Source organism: Sphingomonas sp. ERG5 (assembly GCF_000803065.1).
GTDB lineage: Bacteria > Pseudomonadota > Alphaproteobacteria > Sphingomonadales > Sphingomonadaceae > Sphingomonas.
This window is the reverse complement of sequence record NZ_JSXI01000018.1, coordinates 218,438-235,059: the sequence shown is the minus strand read 5'-3', so window position 1 is coordinate 235,059 and position 16,622 is coordinate 218,438. Positions and strand designations below refer to the sequence as shown.

The 16,622-nt window shown below is 64.5% G+C and carries 19 protein-coding genes; 10 read left to right on the top strand and 9 right to left on the bottom strand.

Annotation, left to right across the window (positions count from 1 at the left end; genetic code table 11):
• Positions 1 to 23: 23 nt before the first annotated feature.
• From OO12_RS06615 to OO12_RS06605, 3 genes are all read left to right on the top strand, one after another.
• Complete coding sequence (locus OO12_RS06615) at positions 24 to 911, top strand: retroviral-like aspartic protease family protein (protein ID WP_052215594.1); 888 nt, start codon at positions 24 to 26, stop codon at positions 909 to 911.
• 43 nt (positions 912 to 954) lie between these two features.
• Positions 955 to 1,920 (top strand): aspartyl protease family protein, encoded by a 966-nt coding sequence (locus OO12_RS06610; RefSeq protein ID WP_052215593.1) that lies wholly within the window; start codon positions 955 to 957, stop codon positions 1,918 to 1,920.
• A 102-nt stretch (positions 1,921 to 2,022) separates the two neighbouring features.
• Complete coding sequence (locus tag OO12_RS06605; protein WP_034158000.1) at positions 2,023 to 3,402, top strand: M20/M25/M40 family metallo-hydrolase; 1,380 nt, start codon at positions 2,023 to 2,025, stop codon at positions 3,400 to 3,402.
• 48 nt (positions 3,403 to 3,450) lie between these two features.
• Here OO12_RS06605 and OO12_RS27920 read toward each other — a convergent pair whose 3' ends face one another.
• Positions 3,451 to 3,834, bottom strand: a complete 384-nt coding sequence (locus OO12_RS27920) for a hypothetical protein (protein WP_160296748.1) — start codon at positions 3,832 to 3,834, stop codon at positions 3,451 to 3,453.
• 159 nt (positions 3,835 to 3,993) lie between these two features.
• Positions 3,994 to 5,943: a potassium transporter Kup gene (locus tag OO12_RS06600; protein ID WP_034157999.1), complete on the bottom strand. Its 1,950-nt coding sequence runs from the start codon at positions 5,941 to 5,943 to the stop codon at positions 3,994 to 3,996.
• A 119-nt stretch (positions 5,944 to 6,062) separates the two neighbouring features.
• Between OO12_RS06600 and pdeM the strand changes: the two genes are divergently transcribed.
• Positions 6,063 to 6,725: a ligase-associated DNA damage response endonuclease PdeM gene (gene pdeM / locus OO12_RS06595; protein WP_034157837.1), complete on the top strand. Its 663-nt coding sequence runs from the start codon at positions 6,063 to 6,065 to the stop codon at positions 6,723 to 6,725.
• 54 nt (positions 6,726 to 6,779) lie between these two features.
• On the opposite strand, the gene OO12_RS06590 is transcribed toward pdeM, so the two are convergent.
• From OO12_RS06590 to pabB, 5 genes are all read right to left on the bottom strand, one after another.
• A complete protein-coding gene (locus tag OO12_RS06590) occupies positions 6,780 to 7,145 on the bottom strand; it encodes a hypothetical protein (protein WP_152616293.1) in 366 nt (121 codons plus the stop codon).
• A 119-nt stretch (positions 7,146 to 7,264) separates the two neighbouring features.
• Entirely contained in the window at positions 7,265 to 7,912 is a 648-nt protein-coding gene (gene msrA / locus OO12_RS06585) for a peptide-methionine (S)-S-oxide reductase MsrA (RefSeq protein ID WP_034157835.1), read from the bottom strand.
• 117 nt (positions 7,913 to 8,029) lie between these two features.
• The gene (locus OO12_RS28885) at positions 8,030 to 8,173 is read right to left on the bottom strand and encodes a hypothetical protein (protein ID WP_200887395.1); all 144 of its coding nucleotides are present in this window, start codon (positions 8,171 to 8,173) and stop codon (positions 8,030 to 8,032) included.
• 195 nt (positions 8,174 to 8,368) lie between these two features.
• Positions 8,369 to 9,568, bottom strand: a complete 1,200-nt coding sequence (locus OO12_RS06580; protein WP_034157998.1) for a pyridoxal phosphate-dependent aminotransferase — start codon at positions 9,566 to 9,568, stop codon at positions 8,369 to 8,371.
• Positions 9,569 to 9,627: 59 nt separating this feature from the next.
• Positions 9,628 to 11,427: an aminodeoxychorismate synthase component I gene (gene pabB, locus OO12_RS06575; protein WP_443024552.1), complete on the bottom strand. Its 1,800-nt coding sequence runs from the start codon at positions 11,425 to 11,427 to the stop codon at positions 9,628 to 9,630.
• A 168-nt stretch (positions 11,428 to 11,595) separates the two neighbouring features.
• On the opposite strand from pabB, the gene OO12_RS06570 reads away from it, so the two are divergent.
• A complete protein-coding gene (locus OO12_RS06570) occupies positions 11,596 to 12,258 on the top strand; it encodes an MBL fold metallo-hydrolase (protein WP_034157834.1) in 663 nt (220 codons plus the stop codon).
• Between the two features lie 7 nt (positions 12,259 to 12,265).
• Here the strand turns inward: OO12_RS06570 and OO12_RS06565 are convergent, their stop codons facing one another.
• A complete protein-coding gene (locus OO12_RS06565) occupies positions 12,266 to 12,709 on the bottom strand; it encodes an MAPEG family protein (protein WP_200887394.1) in 444 nt (147 codons plus the stop codon).
• A gap of 201 nt (positions 12,710 to 12,910) precedes the next feature.
• On the opposite strand from OO12_RS06565, the gene rpmF reads away from it, so the two are divergent.
• The 5 genes from rpmF to OO12_RS06540 all read left to right on the top strand — a co-directional run bounded on the left by rpmF (position 12,911) and on the right by OO12_RS06540 (position 15,901).
• Complete coding sequence (gene rpmF / locus OO12_RS06560) at positions 12,911 to 13,090, top strand: 50S ribosomal protein L32 (RefSeq protein WP_034157833.1); 180 nt, start codon at positions 12,911 to 12,913, stop codon at positions 13,088 to 13,090.
• A gap of 32 nt (positions 13,091 to 13,122) precedes the next feature.
• Positions 13,123 to 14,154: a phosphate acyltransferase PlsX gene (gene plsX / locus OO12_RS06555; RefSeq protein ID WP_034157832.1), complete on the top strand. Its 1,032-nt coding sequence runs from the start codon at positions 13,123 to 13,125 to the stop codon at positions 14,152 to 14,154.
• Positions 14,151 to 15,113: a beta-ketoacyl-ACP synthase III gene (locus tag OO12_RS06550; protein ID WP_034157831.1), complete on the top strand. Its 963-nt coding sequence runs from the start codon at positions 14,151 to 14,153 to the stop codon at positions 15,111 to 15,113. The genes plsX and OO12_RS06550 overlap by 4 nt, the downstream gene beginning before the upstream one ends.
• A 115-nt stretch (positions 15,114 to 15,228) precedes the next feature.
• A complete protein-coding gene (locus OO12_RS06545; protein WP_034157830.1) occupies positions 15,229 to 15,528 on the top strand; it encodes an integration host factor subunit alpha in 300 nt (99 codons plus the stop codon).
• 7 nt (positions 15,529 to 15,535) lie between these two features.
• Complete coding sequence (locus tag OO12_RS06540; RefSeq protein WP_034157829.1) at positions 15,536 to 15,901, top strand: MerR family transcriptional regulator; 366 nt, start codon at positions 15,536 to 15,538, stop codon at positions 15,899 to 15,901.
• Positions 15,902 to 15,928: 27 nt separating this feature from the next.
• Here OO12_RS06540 and OO12_RS06535 read toward each other — a convergent pair whose 3' ends face one another.
• On the bottom strand, positions 15,929 to 16,603 hold the full coding sequence (locus OO12_RS06535) for a TetR/AcrR family transcriptional regulator (RefSeq protein WP_034157995.1): 675 nt from the start codon (positions 16,601 to 16,603) through the stop codon (positions 15,929 to 15,931).
• Positions 16,604 to 16,622 lie beyond the last annotated feature (19 nt).

The following is a 16,622-nucleotide window of genomic DNA, read 5'->3' as shown; positions in this document are numbered from 1 at the left end:
GCGTCATTCGCCTGATCCGCGCCTTGACCCTTGCAGCGCTCGCTCTGCCGCTGACCGGACAGACCGCCGTTCCGGCGCCCACCGGCGATCTGGTCATGGGCGTGACCGATCAGCGCATGACGGTGCCGGTCACGATCGGCGACGCCGGGCCGTTCGCCTTCATCATCGATACCGGCGCCGAACGCACGGTGATCGCGCGCGAGCTGGCGACGACACTCGGGCTGGCGCGCGGTCGCATCGTCAGGGTGACGGCCATGACGGGGACGAGCAATGTCGGCACCGTGACGATTCCCTCGCTCAACGTCAGCACGATCACCAGTCCTCCGATCGAGGCGCCGGCGCTGGAAGCGATCAATCTCGGCGCGCAGGGCATGCTTGGCATCGACACATTGCGCGGCCATTCGCTGGTGATCGATTTCGAGGCCAACCGCATGACGTTGACGCCGTCGGCCAAAAGGCTGCGGCGCGCGCCCGCGCGTGCCGACGATATCGTGGTGCGGGCCAAAAGCTATCTTGGGCAATTGATCGTCACCGACGCGCATTATCGCGGCCAGCGCATTCGCGTGATCCTCGACACCGGCTCTTCGGTCACCATGGGCAATGCCGCGCTGCGCAAGCGCATCCGCACGCAAGGCCCAGCGCAACAGATCAGTTTGCGCAGCGTGACCGGCGGCCTGTTGCTGGCCGATTATACCCAGGTGGAACGCGTCGAGGTCGGTGGCGTCGCATTCGAGAATCTTCCGGTCGCCTTTGCCGACGCCGCGCCGTTCCGCCGCTTCGGGCTGACCGACAAGCCCGCGCTGTTGCTCGGCATGGACGCGATGAACCTGTTCCGGCGCGTCGAGATCGATTTCGCCAACCGCGAAGTACGCTTTTCCAAGCCCCGTACGGACAGTCGCGGCGGCAGCTGACCGGCATCTTGCAATATGTCCGAATCGGGCGCAGCTTGTTCGGATGCAGATTTCGGTCGCCCTTGCGCTGATCGCTCTCACCAGCGCCGTGCCGCTGGCCGGACAGGCTGTTCCGGCGCCCTCCGAACTCCCCGCTCCCCCTTCCACCGACCTGGATATCAAGCTCGACCATGGCAGCGGGCGCATGACGGTGCCGGTGTCGATCGGCGCCAGCGGCCCGTTCAACTTCGTCATCGATACGGGCGCCGAACGCTCGGTGATCTCGCGCGAGCTTGCCACCATGCTTGCCCTTACGGCCGGCCGGCCGGTCCGCCTGATCGGACTTGCCGGAGCGGCGACGGTCGAGACGGTCCATGTCCCCGAATTGTCGATCAGCACGCTCGGGGCAAGAAATGTCGAGGCGCCGGCGCTAGCCTCGGATAATATCGGCGCCCGGGGCATGCTGGGTATCGACGCGCTGCAGGGGCATCGCATCATCATCGATTTCGACCGGCTTTCCATGAAGGTGACGCCGGCCGGGCGGCGGATACGCAATACCAGTCCCGACGATATTCTGGTGAGCGCCAAGACGCTTTATGGCCAGTTGATCGTGACCAATGCGCGCTACCGCGGCCAACCCATATCGGTCGTCATCGACACCGGATCGCCAGTCACGGTTGGCAATCAGGCGATGCTGAATCTGGCGCAGCGTTCGAGCAGATCGCTCGGCCCGATTTCAATCACGTCCGTCACCGGCCAGACACTCAATGCCAATTATGTGATGATCAGCGACCTCCACATCGCAGGCCTGGAATTCGATCATGTGCCGATGGCGGTCGCCGACGCCCCGCCATTCAAGCGTTTGGGACTGGAGGCGACACCGGCCCTGATTCTCGGCATGGACACGATGCGGCTGTTCCGGCGCGTCAGTATCGATTTCGCCAATCGCCAGATCCTGTTTTCCCTGCCCGCGCGTCGGTTCGCCACAAGGGGTTGCTCTGCGGGCACGTCCTGTTCAAGCTACAATTAGGTCCCAATCCGCGGACCGTTGTTTCGGGGACAGAGTGTGCAGGGACAGAGTGTGCAGGGACTGGGCATCAAGGCATTGACGGCGCGTATCGGCGGCATCGGCATGGCGGCGGCATTGATGCTGCAGCCCGGCCCGGCAAGCGCGCAGGCCCTGACCCCCGACCAGCAAAGCTTTTTCGACCTCTATAAGGAGCTGGTCGAGACCAACACCGCCTTGTCGACCGGCAGCTGCACCCAGGCATCGGCACAGATCGCGACACGGCTGAAGGCGGCGGGCTATACCGACAAGGACATCACCCTGTTCTCGGTGCCCGACCACCCCAAGGACGGCGGCATCGTCGCGATCCTGCCCGGGACCGACAAGAAGCTGAAACCGATGCTGCTGCTCGGCCATCTCGATGTGGTCGAGGCCAAGCGCGCGGACTGGGTGCGCGACCCGTTCAAGCTGTCCGAAGAAGAGGGCTATTATTATGCCCGCGGCACGGTCGACGACAAAGGCATGTCGGCGATCTGGGCGGACAGCATGATTCGCTTCAAGACCAGCGGCTACAAGCCGAAACGCACGATCAAGCTGGCGCTGACCTGCGGCGAGGAAACCACCTTCGCCTGGAACGGCGCGCAGTGGCTGACGAAGAACAAGCCCGACCTGATCGCCGCCGAATTCGTCCTCAACGAAGGCGGCGGCGGGCGATCGGGCGCCGATGGCAAGCCACAGGTCCTGGCGATCCAGGTCGGCGAGAAGGCAGCGCAGAATTATACCTTCGAGACGACCAACCCGGGCGGCCACAGCTCACAGCCAGTGCCCGACAACGCGATCTATGAACTGGCCGATGCGATCGAGGCGGTGCGCGGCTATGAATTCCCGATCAAGTTCACCGACACCACCCGCGCCTTTTTCACTGCCACCGCCCAGTCGACGCCGGGTCCAGTCGGCGATGCGATCAATCGCCTGCTCGCCAACCCCAATGACGCGGAAGCCGACAAACTGATCAGCCGCGACAAGATGATGCATTCGACGCTGCGCACGACCTGCGTCGCGACCTTGCTGTCCGCCGGTCATGCCGAGAATGCCCTGCCGCAACGCGCAACCGCGAATATCAATTGCCGCGTTTTCCCGGGTGAAACGGTCGAAGCGACGCTCGCCAAGCTGACGGAGCTGGCCGGGCCGAAGGTCAAGGTCACGATGAACATGCCGGTGCGCCCAACCGCGGTGCCGCCGCCGCTCGACCCGAAGATCGTCGGCCCGGCCAAAGCGGTCGCGGCGAAGCATTTCCCCGGCGTGCCGATGCTGCCGCTGATGTCGACCGGTGCGACCGACGGCATCTTCTTCCAGGCGATCGGTATTCCGGTTTACGGCGTGCCCGGAATCTTCATCGACCAGGATGCCAACGGCATTCACGGCCTGAACGAACGGATCCGGGTCAAGTCGCTCTATGACGGGCGGGCGTATCTCTACGACCTGGTGAAGGTGTATGCCGGATAGCCGCGGGGCGGCGAGTCGCGCCTGCGATTCGCCTGCTGTTCCGTGCTGTTAAACCGGCCGATTTTTTCCAATGCTGTTACGTTGGATTTTCGGCCCAATTTTCGGCAGATAGTTCAAGGACTTGCGGGCCAAAATGCTGTTATTCGATAACAGCATGGAAACAGCGTCATAACAGCACGGAACAGCAGCGGATTCGATGTTGTTCCGTGCCGGAACGGGCGGGAGAATTGCCCGATATTCTTCACGACTGAGAAAGAGCGGGACGGAAAAGCGCCGGCATTCCGTCCGGCCCACGCTGCCATGTCCCGCGCAGCCGTTGAATCGGCGACCGGTCCCGATCCGGTCTCTGCCGCAAGAAGAATAAAGAAGAAGAAGAAGAAGCGGGATCCCCGCTTTCGCGAGGATGACGGGGAAGTGATCGCGTCCGGCCACGGCAAGACCCCAATCGTCCCCCGCGCTATAGCAGCATCGACTTGGGGAGACTCGCCTTTCACCGTTCGCGCTGAGCTTGTCGAAGCCCATGCGCCGCCTGTGCCCTTCGACACGCTCAGGGCGAACGGGTGGTGGGGGTCAATTCAGCTCGAAACTGCTCTAGACCGTGACCTGCTCACCCAGTTCCAGCACCTTGCCCGGCGGGATCTTGAAGAAATCGGTCGGGTCGCTGGCGTTGCGCTGCAGGAACATGAAGATGCGATCCTGCCAGAGCGGCATGCCTTGCTTCGCGGCGGGCTTGATCGTGTTGCGGCCGATGAAATAGCTCGTCTTGGCCGGGTTCATCGGCATGCGCTGGCCAGAGGGCGCGAAGCCCAGGTCGTTCGGCACATTGGGTGAATCCATGAAGCCATAAGTCAGGATGACAGTGGCGAAATTGGCGTCGACCTCAGTCGTCACGGCGCGCTCCTCATCGGGGACGTGCGGGCGATCGGCGGTGCGGATGCTGACCACCAGATTGCGTTCGTGCAGCACCTTGTTGTGCTTCAGATTGTGCAGCAGCGCGCCGGGCGCGCTGTCCGGATTGGCGGTGAGGAAGATCGCGGTGCCCTCGACCCGCTCGGGCGGACGGCGCGACAGGGCGGCGGCGAGGTCGGCGAGCGGCACGCTCTGGCGCTGTTCGAACATCCGCACGATGCCGCGCCCGCGCACCCAGGTATAGATCAGCAGCGCAATGATTCCCGCCACCACCAGCGGCACCCAGCCGCCCTCGATCACACGCAGGATGTTCGCGCCGAAGAAGATCAGGTCAAGCACGAGGAACGGCGTGACCACCATGATCGCGGTGGCGCGCGGCCAGTTCCAGCGATGCCGCACGACGATATAGGCAAGGCAGGTGGTCACGACCATCGTACCGGTCACCGCGATGCCATACGCCGCGGCCATTGCCGAGGAACTGCGGAACTGCGTGACCAGCACCAGCACGCCGGCCAGCAGCAGCCAGTTGATCGAGGGAAGGTAGATCTGCCCCGAATGCCGCGCCGAGGTCTGGCGAACGCGCAGGCGCGGCAGCAGGCCAAGCTGGATCGCTTGCTGAGTCAGCGAATAGGCGCCGGTGATCACCGCCTGGCTGGCGATGATCGTCGCCAGCATCGACAGCGCGACCAGCCAGGGCCGGAATTGATCCGGCGCCATCAGGAAGAACCAATCCTGATTGGTGAACGGCGTGCCCGCCGCCTGCGCCGCCTCGAGCGCGTTCAGTGCGAACGCGCCTTGCCCGAGATAGTTGAGCATCAGCGCCGGGAAGACGAGCATGAACCAGCCAAGCTGGATCGGCAGGCGGCCAAAATGGCCCATATCGGCGGTCAGCGCCTCGGCGCCGGTGACGGTCAGGAAAACCGCACCAAGCACGAAAAGCCCGGTGACGCCGTGATTGGAGAGGAAGATCGCGCCATAATGCGGCGAGATCACGCGCAGGATCGAGGGTTCGTCGGCGATATGCCAAAGGCCGAGTCCGCCGATCGCGAGGAACCACAGGATACAGACCGGGCCGAACAGATTCGACACGCTGGCCGTGCCGCGCGACTGGATGACGAACAAGGCGACGAGGATCACGATGGTCAGCGTCAGGATCATCCGTTCATCGACCAATGCGCCAATGCCGGGCAGCGTCCGCAAGCCCTCGACCGCCGACAGGACCGACAAGGCCGGGGTGATGATCGCATCGCCATAGAAGAGCGATGCGCCTGCCGCGCCAAGCACCAGCGCGATTCGCGAATGCTTGCCCAGCGCGCGCCGCGCCAGCGCGGTCAGCGCGAGCACGCCGCCTTCGCCCTGATTGTCGGCGCGCGTCAGGAACATGACATATTTGATCGTGACGACCAGAATCAGCGACCATAAGGCCAGGCTGAGCACGCCGAGAATCTCGCTCGCATCGATCCCGTCGAGCGCGGACTGGCCCAGCGCTTCGCGAAACGCGTAGAGCGGGCTGGTACCGATATCGCCGAACACCACGCCGATCGCACCGATCGCCAAGGCGATGGTGGCCGGTCGGGAAATGTCGGGCCGGGAAATGGCAGAAAGCCCGGAAGTGTCTGTACCGGAGGACATCTTTTGGCCTGTCATTGGGACGGCGCGCTCTACGCCTGTTGCAATGCAGCGCAAGTCATTTCGCACAAGCCGTTGATCGCCCAGTTGAACATGAGGAAAAGTCACGCCATAGCAACGGCATGGTTCCCTTTTCGTTCGCCGGCCACAATCTCTGCGCGCTACCGCAAGGCGCGTTGTTCTGGCCTGCGCGGCGTGCCTTACTGGTCGCCGACCTGCATTTCGAGAAAGCGAGCTGGTTCGCCGCGCGCGGACAGATGCTGCCGCCCTATGATTCGATCGCGACGCTGACCGCGTTGACGGCGGTGGCCGAGGAAAGCCAGGCAGCGGAAATCTGGTGCCTGGGCGACAGCTTCCACGATTCGGCCGGATGCGATCGCTTGCCCGACAGCGCCACTGCGATGCTCCGCACGCTGACCGCGACTCGCCGCTGGACCTGGATCACCGGCAATCACGATGCCGCGCTGATCGATCGCTGCGGCGGCACGGTGATCGACGAAGCCGTGGTCGATGGCCTGGTGCTGCGCCACGAAGCCGAACGTGACGAGACACGGCCTGAACTGTCAGGCCATTTCCATCCGAAATTCCGGATCACCGTGCGCGGGCGCCATGTGTCGCGCCGCTGTTTCGTCGCGACCGCGACCAAGCTGATCCTACCCGCCTTTGGCTCGCTGACCGGCGGCCTCGATGCCGATCATCCGGAAATCGTCGGTGTGGTCGGCACCGGTGCCGAGGCAATGCTGCCGGTCGACAACCGGATGCTGCGCTTCCCGCTGGCTGCGTGACCCCGGAAAACTCCGAACCATCACGGCGTTCCGGAACGCCGAGAGGGTGCGTGATCAGTCCAGCAGAGGAAAAGAGTGATTGGCCGGCCGGATAATCGGCCTTTCCGTTGGATCGATATAGACGATGTTCAAATCCCCGGCTGCATCGATCCGCCGAGACGCGTCGATGGCGCCGGAGTGAAACCGCACGGCGACATCCCCGCAGATGCGCCGCCTGATCGAGCCGGACGCCATGCCGTGTTGCTCCGGTGGCGCGATATTCAACCCCTCCACCGGTCGATCGCCGATCGAAAGTTCGGCCGATCTGTCCCGGACATTGACCAGAACGAACGTGATGAGCTTGCAGTTCACCGGTTTCTCTTCCGCCGAAACTGCCTTCTGACAAGAAGCGAGCAGGACGGGCATCAGGACGATCAGCATTTTCGTGCGAACGGGCATGGCTGGATAAGGCACCGCCCGATGCCGGGCTAAAGCGGAACCCCCGCTTTCGCGGGGATAACAGAGAGAGGTCGACCTAAAATCATCCGACTCTCAATGCCCTACCGCGCGAGCGAGGGGAAGCCGGCCCTGAACGCGGCAAGCTTGGGCTTGTCGATATTGACGATGTACGGATGAGTCGGGTTCCGGTCGAAGAAATTCTGGTGATAGGCCTCGGCCGGGAAGAAGCCGCCGCCCTCCAATTTGGTCACGATCGGCTTCGGGAAGACCTTCGCCTTGCCGAGCTGCGCGATATAGGCGGCCGCGACCGCTTTCTGGTCGGCGCCTTGCGGGAAGATCGCCGAGCGATAGCTGATGCCGGTATCGGGGCCCTGGCGGTTGAGCTCGGTCGGGTTGTGCGCGATCGAGAAATAGACTCGCAGCAGCGTGCCGTAACTGATCTGCGCGGGATCATAGACGATCTTCACCGCCTCGGCGTGGCGGGTCGTCTCGGTCGAGACCTGATCATAGGTCGCGGTCGCCGCCGTGCCGCCGGCATAACCCGCCGTGACGGTCCGCACGCCCTTCACATGTTCGAACACCGCTTCCATGCCCCAGAAGCAGCCGCCCGCCAGTATCGCGGTCTGCAAGCCCTTCGCCTGGGGCATGTCCTGCGCCGCCGCGGGAATCGGCACCGCGCGTTCGGCATTGGCGATGCCGCACGCGCTGAGCGTGGCGGCAAGCGCGGCTGCGATGGTGACTCTGTTCATGACATCCGCCTCGTAAGGGGCGCCGGGAAGCGCGCCGTTACCATGATATACGAAGCGATCGACCGCATGGTTACATCCAGCGGCAGTTCAGGAACGCCGCGGCGTTCCGGTCGCGGTTCAGCGCGCGATGTGCGCCGCCGACACGACGGGGTTTGCCGGCGTCTCGGTCGCGGCGGGCTGCAGCGTGAACACGCCGATCGCGCCCAGCGCGAAACCGCCGATGAATTGCCACAGAAAACCTGATTTCAGGATGCTACGCATAAACTACCTCATGGACCTGCGTCGCACCATGCAGGCCGAAATCCAGTGTCGGACCTGAAAGTCGGCCCATCGGAAACGTGCAGGTCGGGATTGTCCCGGCCCGTTACAAGGCGGCTTTGCGAAACCCAGCGTTAACCTCCGCTGACCGGATCGTTCATCCCGCACCTGTTCGTAAGAGACGTTGCCGTCCCCCGATTACCGTACGGCGGCGCACGCCGTCTGGATGCGTTCGCATGCCTCGCGCAGGAGGTCCTCCGACGTGGCATAGGAAATTCGCATCGCCGGCGAGAGGCCGAACGCCGCCCCCTGCACCGCCGCGACTTTCGCATCGTCGAGCAGATAGGCGACAAATGCCTCGTCGGTGTCGATCAGCTTGCCCTTCGGCGTGGTCTTGCCGATCAGCGCGGAGAATTCGGGATAGACGTAGAACGCCCCTTCCGGCCGCGGGCAGGTGATGCCGTTCGCCTGATTGAGCATCGATACGACCAAGTCGCGGCGCGACTGGAACTTCGCCGCATTATCCTTGAGAAACGCCTGATCGCCGGTCAGCGCGGCGACCGATGCGGCCTGCGCGATCGAGCAGGGATTCGAGGTCGATTGCGACTGCAGCTTGGCCATCGCCTTGATCAGCCAGGGCGCGCCACCGGCAAAGCCGATCCGCCAGCCAGTCATCGCATAGGCCTTGGAACAGCCATTGGCGGTCAGCGTGCGGTCGTACAGCGACGGGCACACCTCGGCGATGGTGGTGAATTCGAAGCCGTCATAAATGATATGCTCGTACATATCGTCGGCGAAGATCCACACCTGCGGATGGCGTTCGAGCACCTCACCCAGCGCCTTCAGCTCGGCGCGCGAATAGGCCGCGCCGGTCGGGTTGGACGGCGAATTGAGGATGACCCATTTGGTGCGCGGCGTGATCGCCGCTTCGAGCTGTTCCGGGGTCAGCTTGTAGCTTTGCTTCGGGCCCGCCTCGACGAACACCGGCGTACCGTTCGCGAACAGCACGACATCGGGATAGCTGACCCAATAGGGCGCCGGAATGATCACTTCATCGCCCGCGTCGATCGTCGCGACCATCGCGTTGAACAAGGTATGCTTGCCGCCGGCGTTGATGGTGATCTGGTCGCGCGCATAGGTCAGGCCATTGTCGCGTTTGAACTTGAAGATCACCGCGTCCTTCAGCTCGGGCGTGCCGTCGACATTGGTGTATTTGGTCTTGCCGTCGCGGATCGCCTTGATCCCGGCTTCCTTGATGAATTCCGGCGTGTCGAAATCGGGCTCACCCGCGCCGAGACCAATCACATCGACGCCTTCGCGCTGCAGCTCCTGGACGCGCGACGTGATCGCGAGCGTCGGCGAGGGCTTGATGCGGGCGAGCGCGGCGGATGGCTGCATGATATGAACCTCGCTTGAGAAGCCGCTCAAGGCGCGAGCGGCTCAGGGGAGCGGCGCGGCTATAGACTGACCCCGTTCGATTTCGCAACTGCAACAATGGCAGAAAACAGCCCGCGCAGCGCATTTCCCAGCAGGAAACCGCCGGCCAGGTCGGCCGGACTCAATTCACCCTCGACCGCACGGCCACTGGCGATGAGGTCGGCGCGCAGCACGCCGGGCAACACGCCGCGCGCCAGTGGCGGGGTGATCAGCCGGCCATCGCGCTCGACGAAGATCGAGGTGAAGCTGCCTTCGGTCAGGAAACCGGCGGGATCGGTGAACAGCACTTCATCCTCGCCCGACTGGCGCCGTGCCGCCTCGTAAAAGCGCCGGTCGCTGGTCTTGTGGCGCAAACGGAAATCATGCGGCGCAACGGGAAGCGGCACGATAGCAACCGCCATCGGCGTCGTGCGAGGCTCGGGCAGCGGCGACACCTCGATCGCGATCGCCCCGCTTTTCGCCAGCATCAGCCGCACCCGGCATGCCGTGCGCAGCCGGAATGTCGCGGCCTGCAACTCGTTGCGCGCCGCATGGCGATCAAAGGTGAAACCGAACAGGGCCGCGCTCGCCTTCATCCGCGCAAGATGGCCCTCGAGCAGCGGCAAACCGATTTCGGGATCGAACGCCATCGTCTCGATCAGGTCGAAACCGCGCTGCCCGGCGGTCACGAACGCGCCCTTGGCCAGGCATTCGTCCCACTCCTCGTCGGCGCGCGAATCCGCGACGATGCCCGAGCCGAGCCCAATCGTCGCGCTTTCCGCATCGCGGGCGAGCCGCAGCGTGCGGATCGCGACATTGAACGCCGCATCACCACCCGCGCCGATCCAGCCGATCGATCCGGTATAAGCGCCCCGCGCATCGGCCTCGACCGCATCGATCACTTCCATCGCGCGAATTTTCGGCGCGCCGGTGATCGAGCCGCAGGGAAAGATCGCCTCAAGCACATCGATCGCATCCAGCCCGTCGCGCAACCGCGCCGTAACGGTCGATGTCATCTGGTGGACGGTCGGATAGCCCTCCACCGCGAACAATTCGGGCACCGCGACGCTGCCGGGCTCGGCCACGCGAGTCAGGTCGTTGCGCATCAGGTCGACGATCATCAGGTTTTCCGCGCGCTGCTTGGCGTCGCCCTGCAACCCCGCCGCCAAAGCGCGATCCTCCTCGGGCGTGCCGCCGCGCCGCGCGGTGCCCTTCATCGGCCGGGCAGTGAGCACGCCGGACTTGAGCGAGAAGAACAGTTCCGGCGAAAAGGACAACAGCCATTCCGCGCCGGTCCACACCACCCCGCCATAACCGGCCCGGGCGCGCGACCGAATCGCGGCATAGAGCGCCAGCGGATGGCCGATCGCGCGAACCGTTGCGCGGAACGTCAGATTGGCCTGGTAGATATCCCCCGCCTCGATCAGGCCAAGGACCTGGGCGATCGCAGCATCATAAGCGGTACGGTCAATGCGCGGTTCGGGTGCGCCGAGCCAGCCGCCGGCCGGATCGGGCAGCAGCGCCGCGACGGCAGCGCCATCCAGCCGCTCGCCCGCGCCGAAAATGCCGAACCACAGCGCGGGCGCCTCCCCCGCCTCGCGCGTCAGGTCGATCAGCCTGGGTTCGAGCGCGATGCCCGCGCCATAGGCCATGAACCCCGCCGCATCATGGCCCGCCGCGCGGGCGGCCTTCAGCTCGGCCAGCGCCACCGGCACGTCCGCCGCCCGATCGGCGCGGATGATGCGCAGCGGGGCGCGATACAGCCGCGCCGGGGCGCCGCGCTCACGGGCATCGTCGAGCAGGACAAAGGGGGTATCTTCGATCGGCATCGCCGCTGCCATGTAGAGCGAAACCATGCCGCTGTGCCAGTGGCGGATGATCGATGCCGCCGGAAGCCGATCCGCCCGGCGCAAAACCGGCGCCTGGCCAGGGACCGACCCGAAGATTGACCCTCATTGATTGCCCCGCATCGATTGACGGGAACGCATGGCGCGAGCATTTCGCACGGCATGTCCAATCCCCCGATGCGCGCCACCATCATCCCCGTCACCCCGCTGCAGCAGAATTGCACCCTGCTGTGGTGCACCGAGACCATGAAGGGCGCGTTCGTCGATCCCGGCGGCGACTTGCCCAAGCTGAAAGCGGCGGCGGCACAGCACGGCGTGACGGTCGAGAAGATCATCCTGACGCACGGCCATTTCGACCATTGCGGCGAAGCCAAGCCGCTCGCCGAGGAACTCGGCGTGCCGATCGAAGGGCCGCATCGCGAGGATCTGTTCCTGCTCGAGACGCTGGCCGAGGATGGCGCGAAATACGGCATCTTCGGCGGCAAGGCGTTCGTGCCCGACCGCTGGCTGGTCGAGGGCGACACCGTGACCGTCGGCAATCTGACCTTCAATGTCTACGAAACCCCCGGCCACACGCCGGGGCATGTCATCTTCCATCACCCCGAATCGAAGCTGGCGCTGGTCGGCGACGTGCTGTTCCAGGGATCGGTCGGCCGCACCGATTTCCCGCGCGGCAACCATGGCCAGTTGCTCGAATCGATCGCGACCAAGCTATGGCCGCTGGGTGACGACACCGCCTTCATCCCCGGCCATGGCCCGATGAGCAATTTCGCCCATGAACGCGCGTACAACCCGTTCGTCAGCGATTCGGCCCTCGCCGGATAGCGCGCCGCTATCCGGCCGGGGCGACCACCTCAACCGGGTCGTTGGCGGGGGCGTGTTGCATCGCGATCAGCGGCAGCGCGATGGCATAGCCGCCCAGGCCGAGCAGCAGCACGAAGGTGACGACCGTCCCGACCATTCGCGCATATTTGAGGCCGTCCATGCCCAGCGGATGCGCGACGCGGGCAAGCAGGAACAATGCGCCGGCGGCCCAGAGCCAGATCGAGGTGCCGGTGGAGAATTCCAGCAGGCCGATCAGGATGACGATGAACGGGGCATATTCGACGAAATTGGCCTGGGCGCGCATGCGGCAGATCAGCGCCGCGTCGCCGCCGTCGCCAATGCTGACCTTGGCCTTTGTCCGCACCTGACCGACGCGAATCGCCAGCCAGAGCGCGATCAGCGCCGCGCCGCCCGCCGTCACCAAAGTGATCGGCAACATGACCGTTTCCATCGACATTATCCCCCTGATTTCCTCGGGGCCGACCCTGACAGGCTATGCCCGAGCTTGCAACGCCGCACCAAATCGCTATAGGCGCAACGCTTCGCGACGTGTCCGGCCGCCGGTGCCACCTGCGGTCGACCTTATCCGTCGGTTGCGTGGGGCCTGTTCCGGGCTTATCGCAGTTTTGATCCAGACAAAGGTTTCGCCGAAATGGCCGTCCCCAAGAGAAAAACCACGCCGTCGAAGCGCGGCATGCGCCGCAGCCACGATTCGCTGCCGATCGAGTCCTATCAGGAATGCCCGAACTGCGGCGAACTGAAGCGTCCGCACAATCTGTGCGGGTCGTGCGGCCATTATAATGGCCGCGAGATCGTTTCGGTCGAAGGCTGACCCAGGCTTCACTTCGGAAGGGGGCAAGCGACGTGTCGAACAGCTCCCGGATCGCCGTCGATGCGATGGGCGGTGACAAGGGACTGGCAGTGATGCTGGCCGGCGTCGCGCGTGCGCGCCGCCGTTTTCCCGAGATGCAGTTCATCCTGGTTGGTGACGAGACGGCGATCCGTGACGGATTGCTTAGTCACCCGAACCTGACCGCGCATTCCGAGATCGTTCATGCGCCGGAAGTGGTCGGGTCGAGCGACAAGCCCGGCCAGGCGCTGCGCCGCGCCAAGACAACCTCGATGGGCATTGCGATCGACATGGTGAAGCAGGGCCGCGCCGCCGCCTGCGTCTCGTCGGGCAATACCGGTGCGCTGATGGCGATGGCCAAGCTGTCGCTGCGCATGATCCCTGGCATCGATCGCCCCGCGCTCGCCGCCTTGCTGCCGACGCTGGGCGCCAATGACGTGGTCGTGCTCGACCTTGGCGCCAATACCGAATGCGATGCGCGCAACCTGGTGCAGTTCGCGGTGATGGGCGCGGCCTATGCCCGCACCACGCTTGATCTCGCGTCACCGCGCGTCGCCCTGCTCAATATCGGCAGCGAGGATCAGAAGGGCACCGACGAGATTCGCGACGCCGCCCGCGACCTGAAGGCCGCGACGCATCTGCCGATGACCTTTTCCGGTTTCGTCGAAGGCGATCAATTGTCGCATGGCGATGTCGATGTGATCGTGTGCGACGGTTTTTCCGGTAATATCGCGCTCAAGACCGCCGAGGGCACGGCGCGATTCGTCGCCGACCTGTTGAAGCGCGCGTTTCGCAGTTCGATTCGCTCCAAGATCGGGTTCCTGATCTCCAAGCCGGCGACCGAATTGCTGCGCCATCATCTCGACCCCAACAATCATAATGGCGCGGTGTTTCTCGGGCTCAACGGCTTGGTCGTGAAAAGTCATGGCGGCGCCAATGAAATCGGCGTGGCGACCGCGATCGCCGCCGCCGCCAAGATGGTGCGCGACGATCTGACCCGTCGCATCGCCGAGGACCTCGGCAATTTCGAGGCTAAAGCGGCATGATTCGCAGTGTGATCACCGGTACCGGATCGGCGCTGCCGACGCGTCGCGTGTCGAATGCCGAACTGGCCGAAACCGTCGACACGACCGACGAATGGATCGTCGAACGCACCGGCATCCGCTTTCGCCATATCGCCGGTCCCGATGAAACGACCGCGACGCTCGCCGCCGACGCATGCCGCGCGGCGCTTGTCGCCGCCGGCCGATCCGCGCAGGACGTCGACCTGATCGTGCTGGCGACCGCCACCCCCGACCAGACGTTCCCGGCCAGCGCGACCAAGGTGCAGGCGATGCTCGGCATCGACGATTGCGTCGCATTCGACGTCGCCGCGGTCTGTTCGGGCTTTCTCTATGCGGTGCAGGTCGCCGACAGCATGATTCGCGCCGGCGTGTACCGTTGCGCGCTGGTGATCGGCGCCGAAACCTTCAGCCGCATCCTCGATTGGGAAGATCGCACCACCTGCGTGCTGTTCGGCGACGGCGCGGGCGCGATCGTGCTCGAAGCCGACGAAGGTGACGGCACGCGCGGCATCCTCGCCACCAAGCTGCACGCCGATGGCCGCCACAATGAGCTTCTCTATGTCGATGGGGGTCCCTCGACCACCGGCACGGTCGGCAAGGTCCGCATGAAGGGACGCGAGGTGTTCCGCCACGCCGTGGTCAATCTGGCGACGGTGATGGGCGAATCACTCGCCGCCGCCGGCCTGACTTCCGACGATGTCGACTGGGTCGTGCCGCATCAGGCCAATGCCCGTATCCTCGACGCGACCGCACGCAAGCTTGGCCTTGCGCCGGAGAAGGTCGTGGTGACGGTCGACCAGCACGCCAATACATCGGCCGCATCGGTGCCGCTCGCGCTCGACACCGCCGTGCGCGACGGACGGATCAAACCCGGCCAGCTGATCGTGCTGGAAGCGATGGGTGGCGGCTTCACCTGGGGTGCCGCCGTCGTCCGGTTTTAATTGACATAAATGTAGACATTAATGTCATTGAAACGCTAGCGTCACAAACCCCTTTCGGTCCGCTACCTCATTGTGTTAGGCAGGCTTTCTGCCACGCTATGGGGGAGGGAATCACATGGCGACTGCGGGTACGCTGACAAGAGCTGATCTGGCCGAATCACTACATCATCAGGTGGGGCTGTCGCGTGCCGACTCGGCCAAACTGGTCGAACATATTCTCGGGCACATGTGCGAAGCGCTCGCCAAGGGCGAGAATGTGAAGATTTCCGGCTTCGGCACCTTCGTCCTGCGCGACAAGGGCGAGCGAGTCGGCCGGAATCCCAAGACCGGCGTCGAAGTGCCGATCGCACCGCGCCGGGTCCTGACCTTCCGCGCCAGCCAGATGATGCGCGACCGTATCGTCAGCGGCAGCTGATCGAATCATGGTGGTCGTCTCCGACAAGGCGGCGGGGGCGTTTCGGACGATCGGCGAACTGTCGCACGAAGCGGGCATTCCGCAGCATATTCTACGGTATTGGGAAACGCGCTTTCCGCAGTTGCGCCCACTGCAACGCGCGGGACGGCGCCGCTATTATCGGCCCGACGATGTCGCGCTGGTGCTGCGGATCAGCGCGCTGCTCGACCAGGAGGGCTATACCATCCGCGGCGTGCAGAAATTGCTCGCGGCGGAAGGAAAGCGGCCGTCCGGCGGTGATGGCGGCGGCAGCAGGAGTGGCGGCAGCGACACGCGGGCCCTGAAAGCGGTACGCGATACCCTGGTCAAGGCCTTGCGGGACGACCAGCTTTAGGGCCTTTCCCGCCGGGATCCGCCCGGTTCAGCGCGGCGCGATTCCGGTGGCGAGCATATCGCCGATCGTTTCCGCCACCGCCTCGGGCGACACATCCTCCTCCCATACGCCGTAGCGCAAGCCGAGAAACACGTTCATTCCCATGATCGCCCAGGCATGGACCTCGGACACGTCGCCACGCACCTCACCGCGCGTCGCCGCCGCCTGAAGCCGTTTGGCGATACGCTCGGCGGTGGTGGCATAATGCAGCCGGAAGCTTTCGGGGTCGACGAACTCGGCCTCGTCGATGATGCGGTACAATTCCTTGTGGCCGCGCACGAATTCGATGAAGTGCAGCAGGCCGGCACGTTCGGCGGCAAGCTGGTCGGGCGCGGCGCGAATCAGCGGCGCGACATGGTCGCGAACCTGGTCCGACATGTCGCGGACCAGCGCCCGGAACACCGCATCCTTCGAATCGAAATAGGTATAGAAACTGCCCAGCGCGACACCGGCGCGGCGCGTGATGCCGCTGATCGACGCCTCGTGGAAACCACGCTCGCCGAATTCCAGCGCGGCGGCATCGAGAATCGCGCGCATCGTCCTGCGACCACGCTCGGTACGCGGGGCCTTGCCCGCCCCCGCCGCGCTCGCGCCGCGATCGCGCTCGACCTGATCTGACCCGTTCTGCTCCCGCGTTGCCATTTCGACACGCTCGCCAGCCATTTTGACCATCCCCTTACGT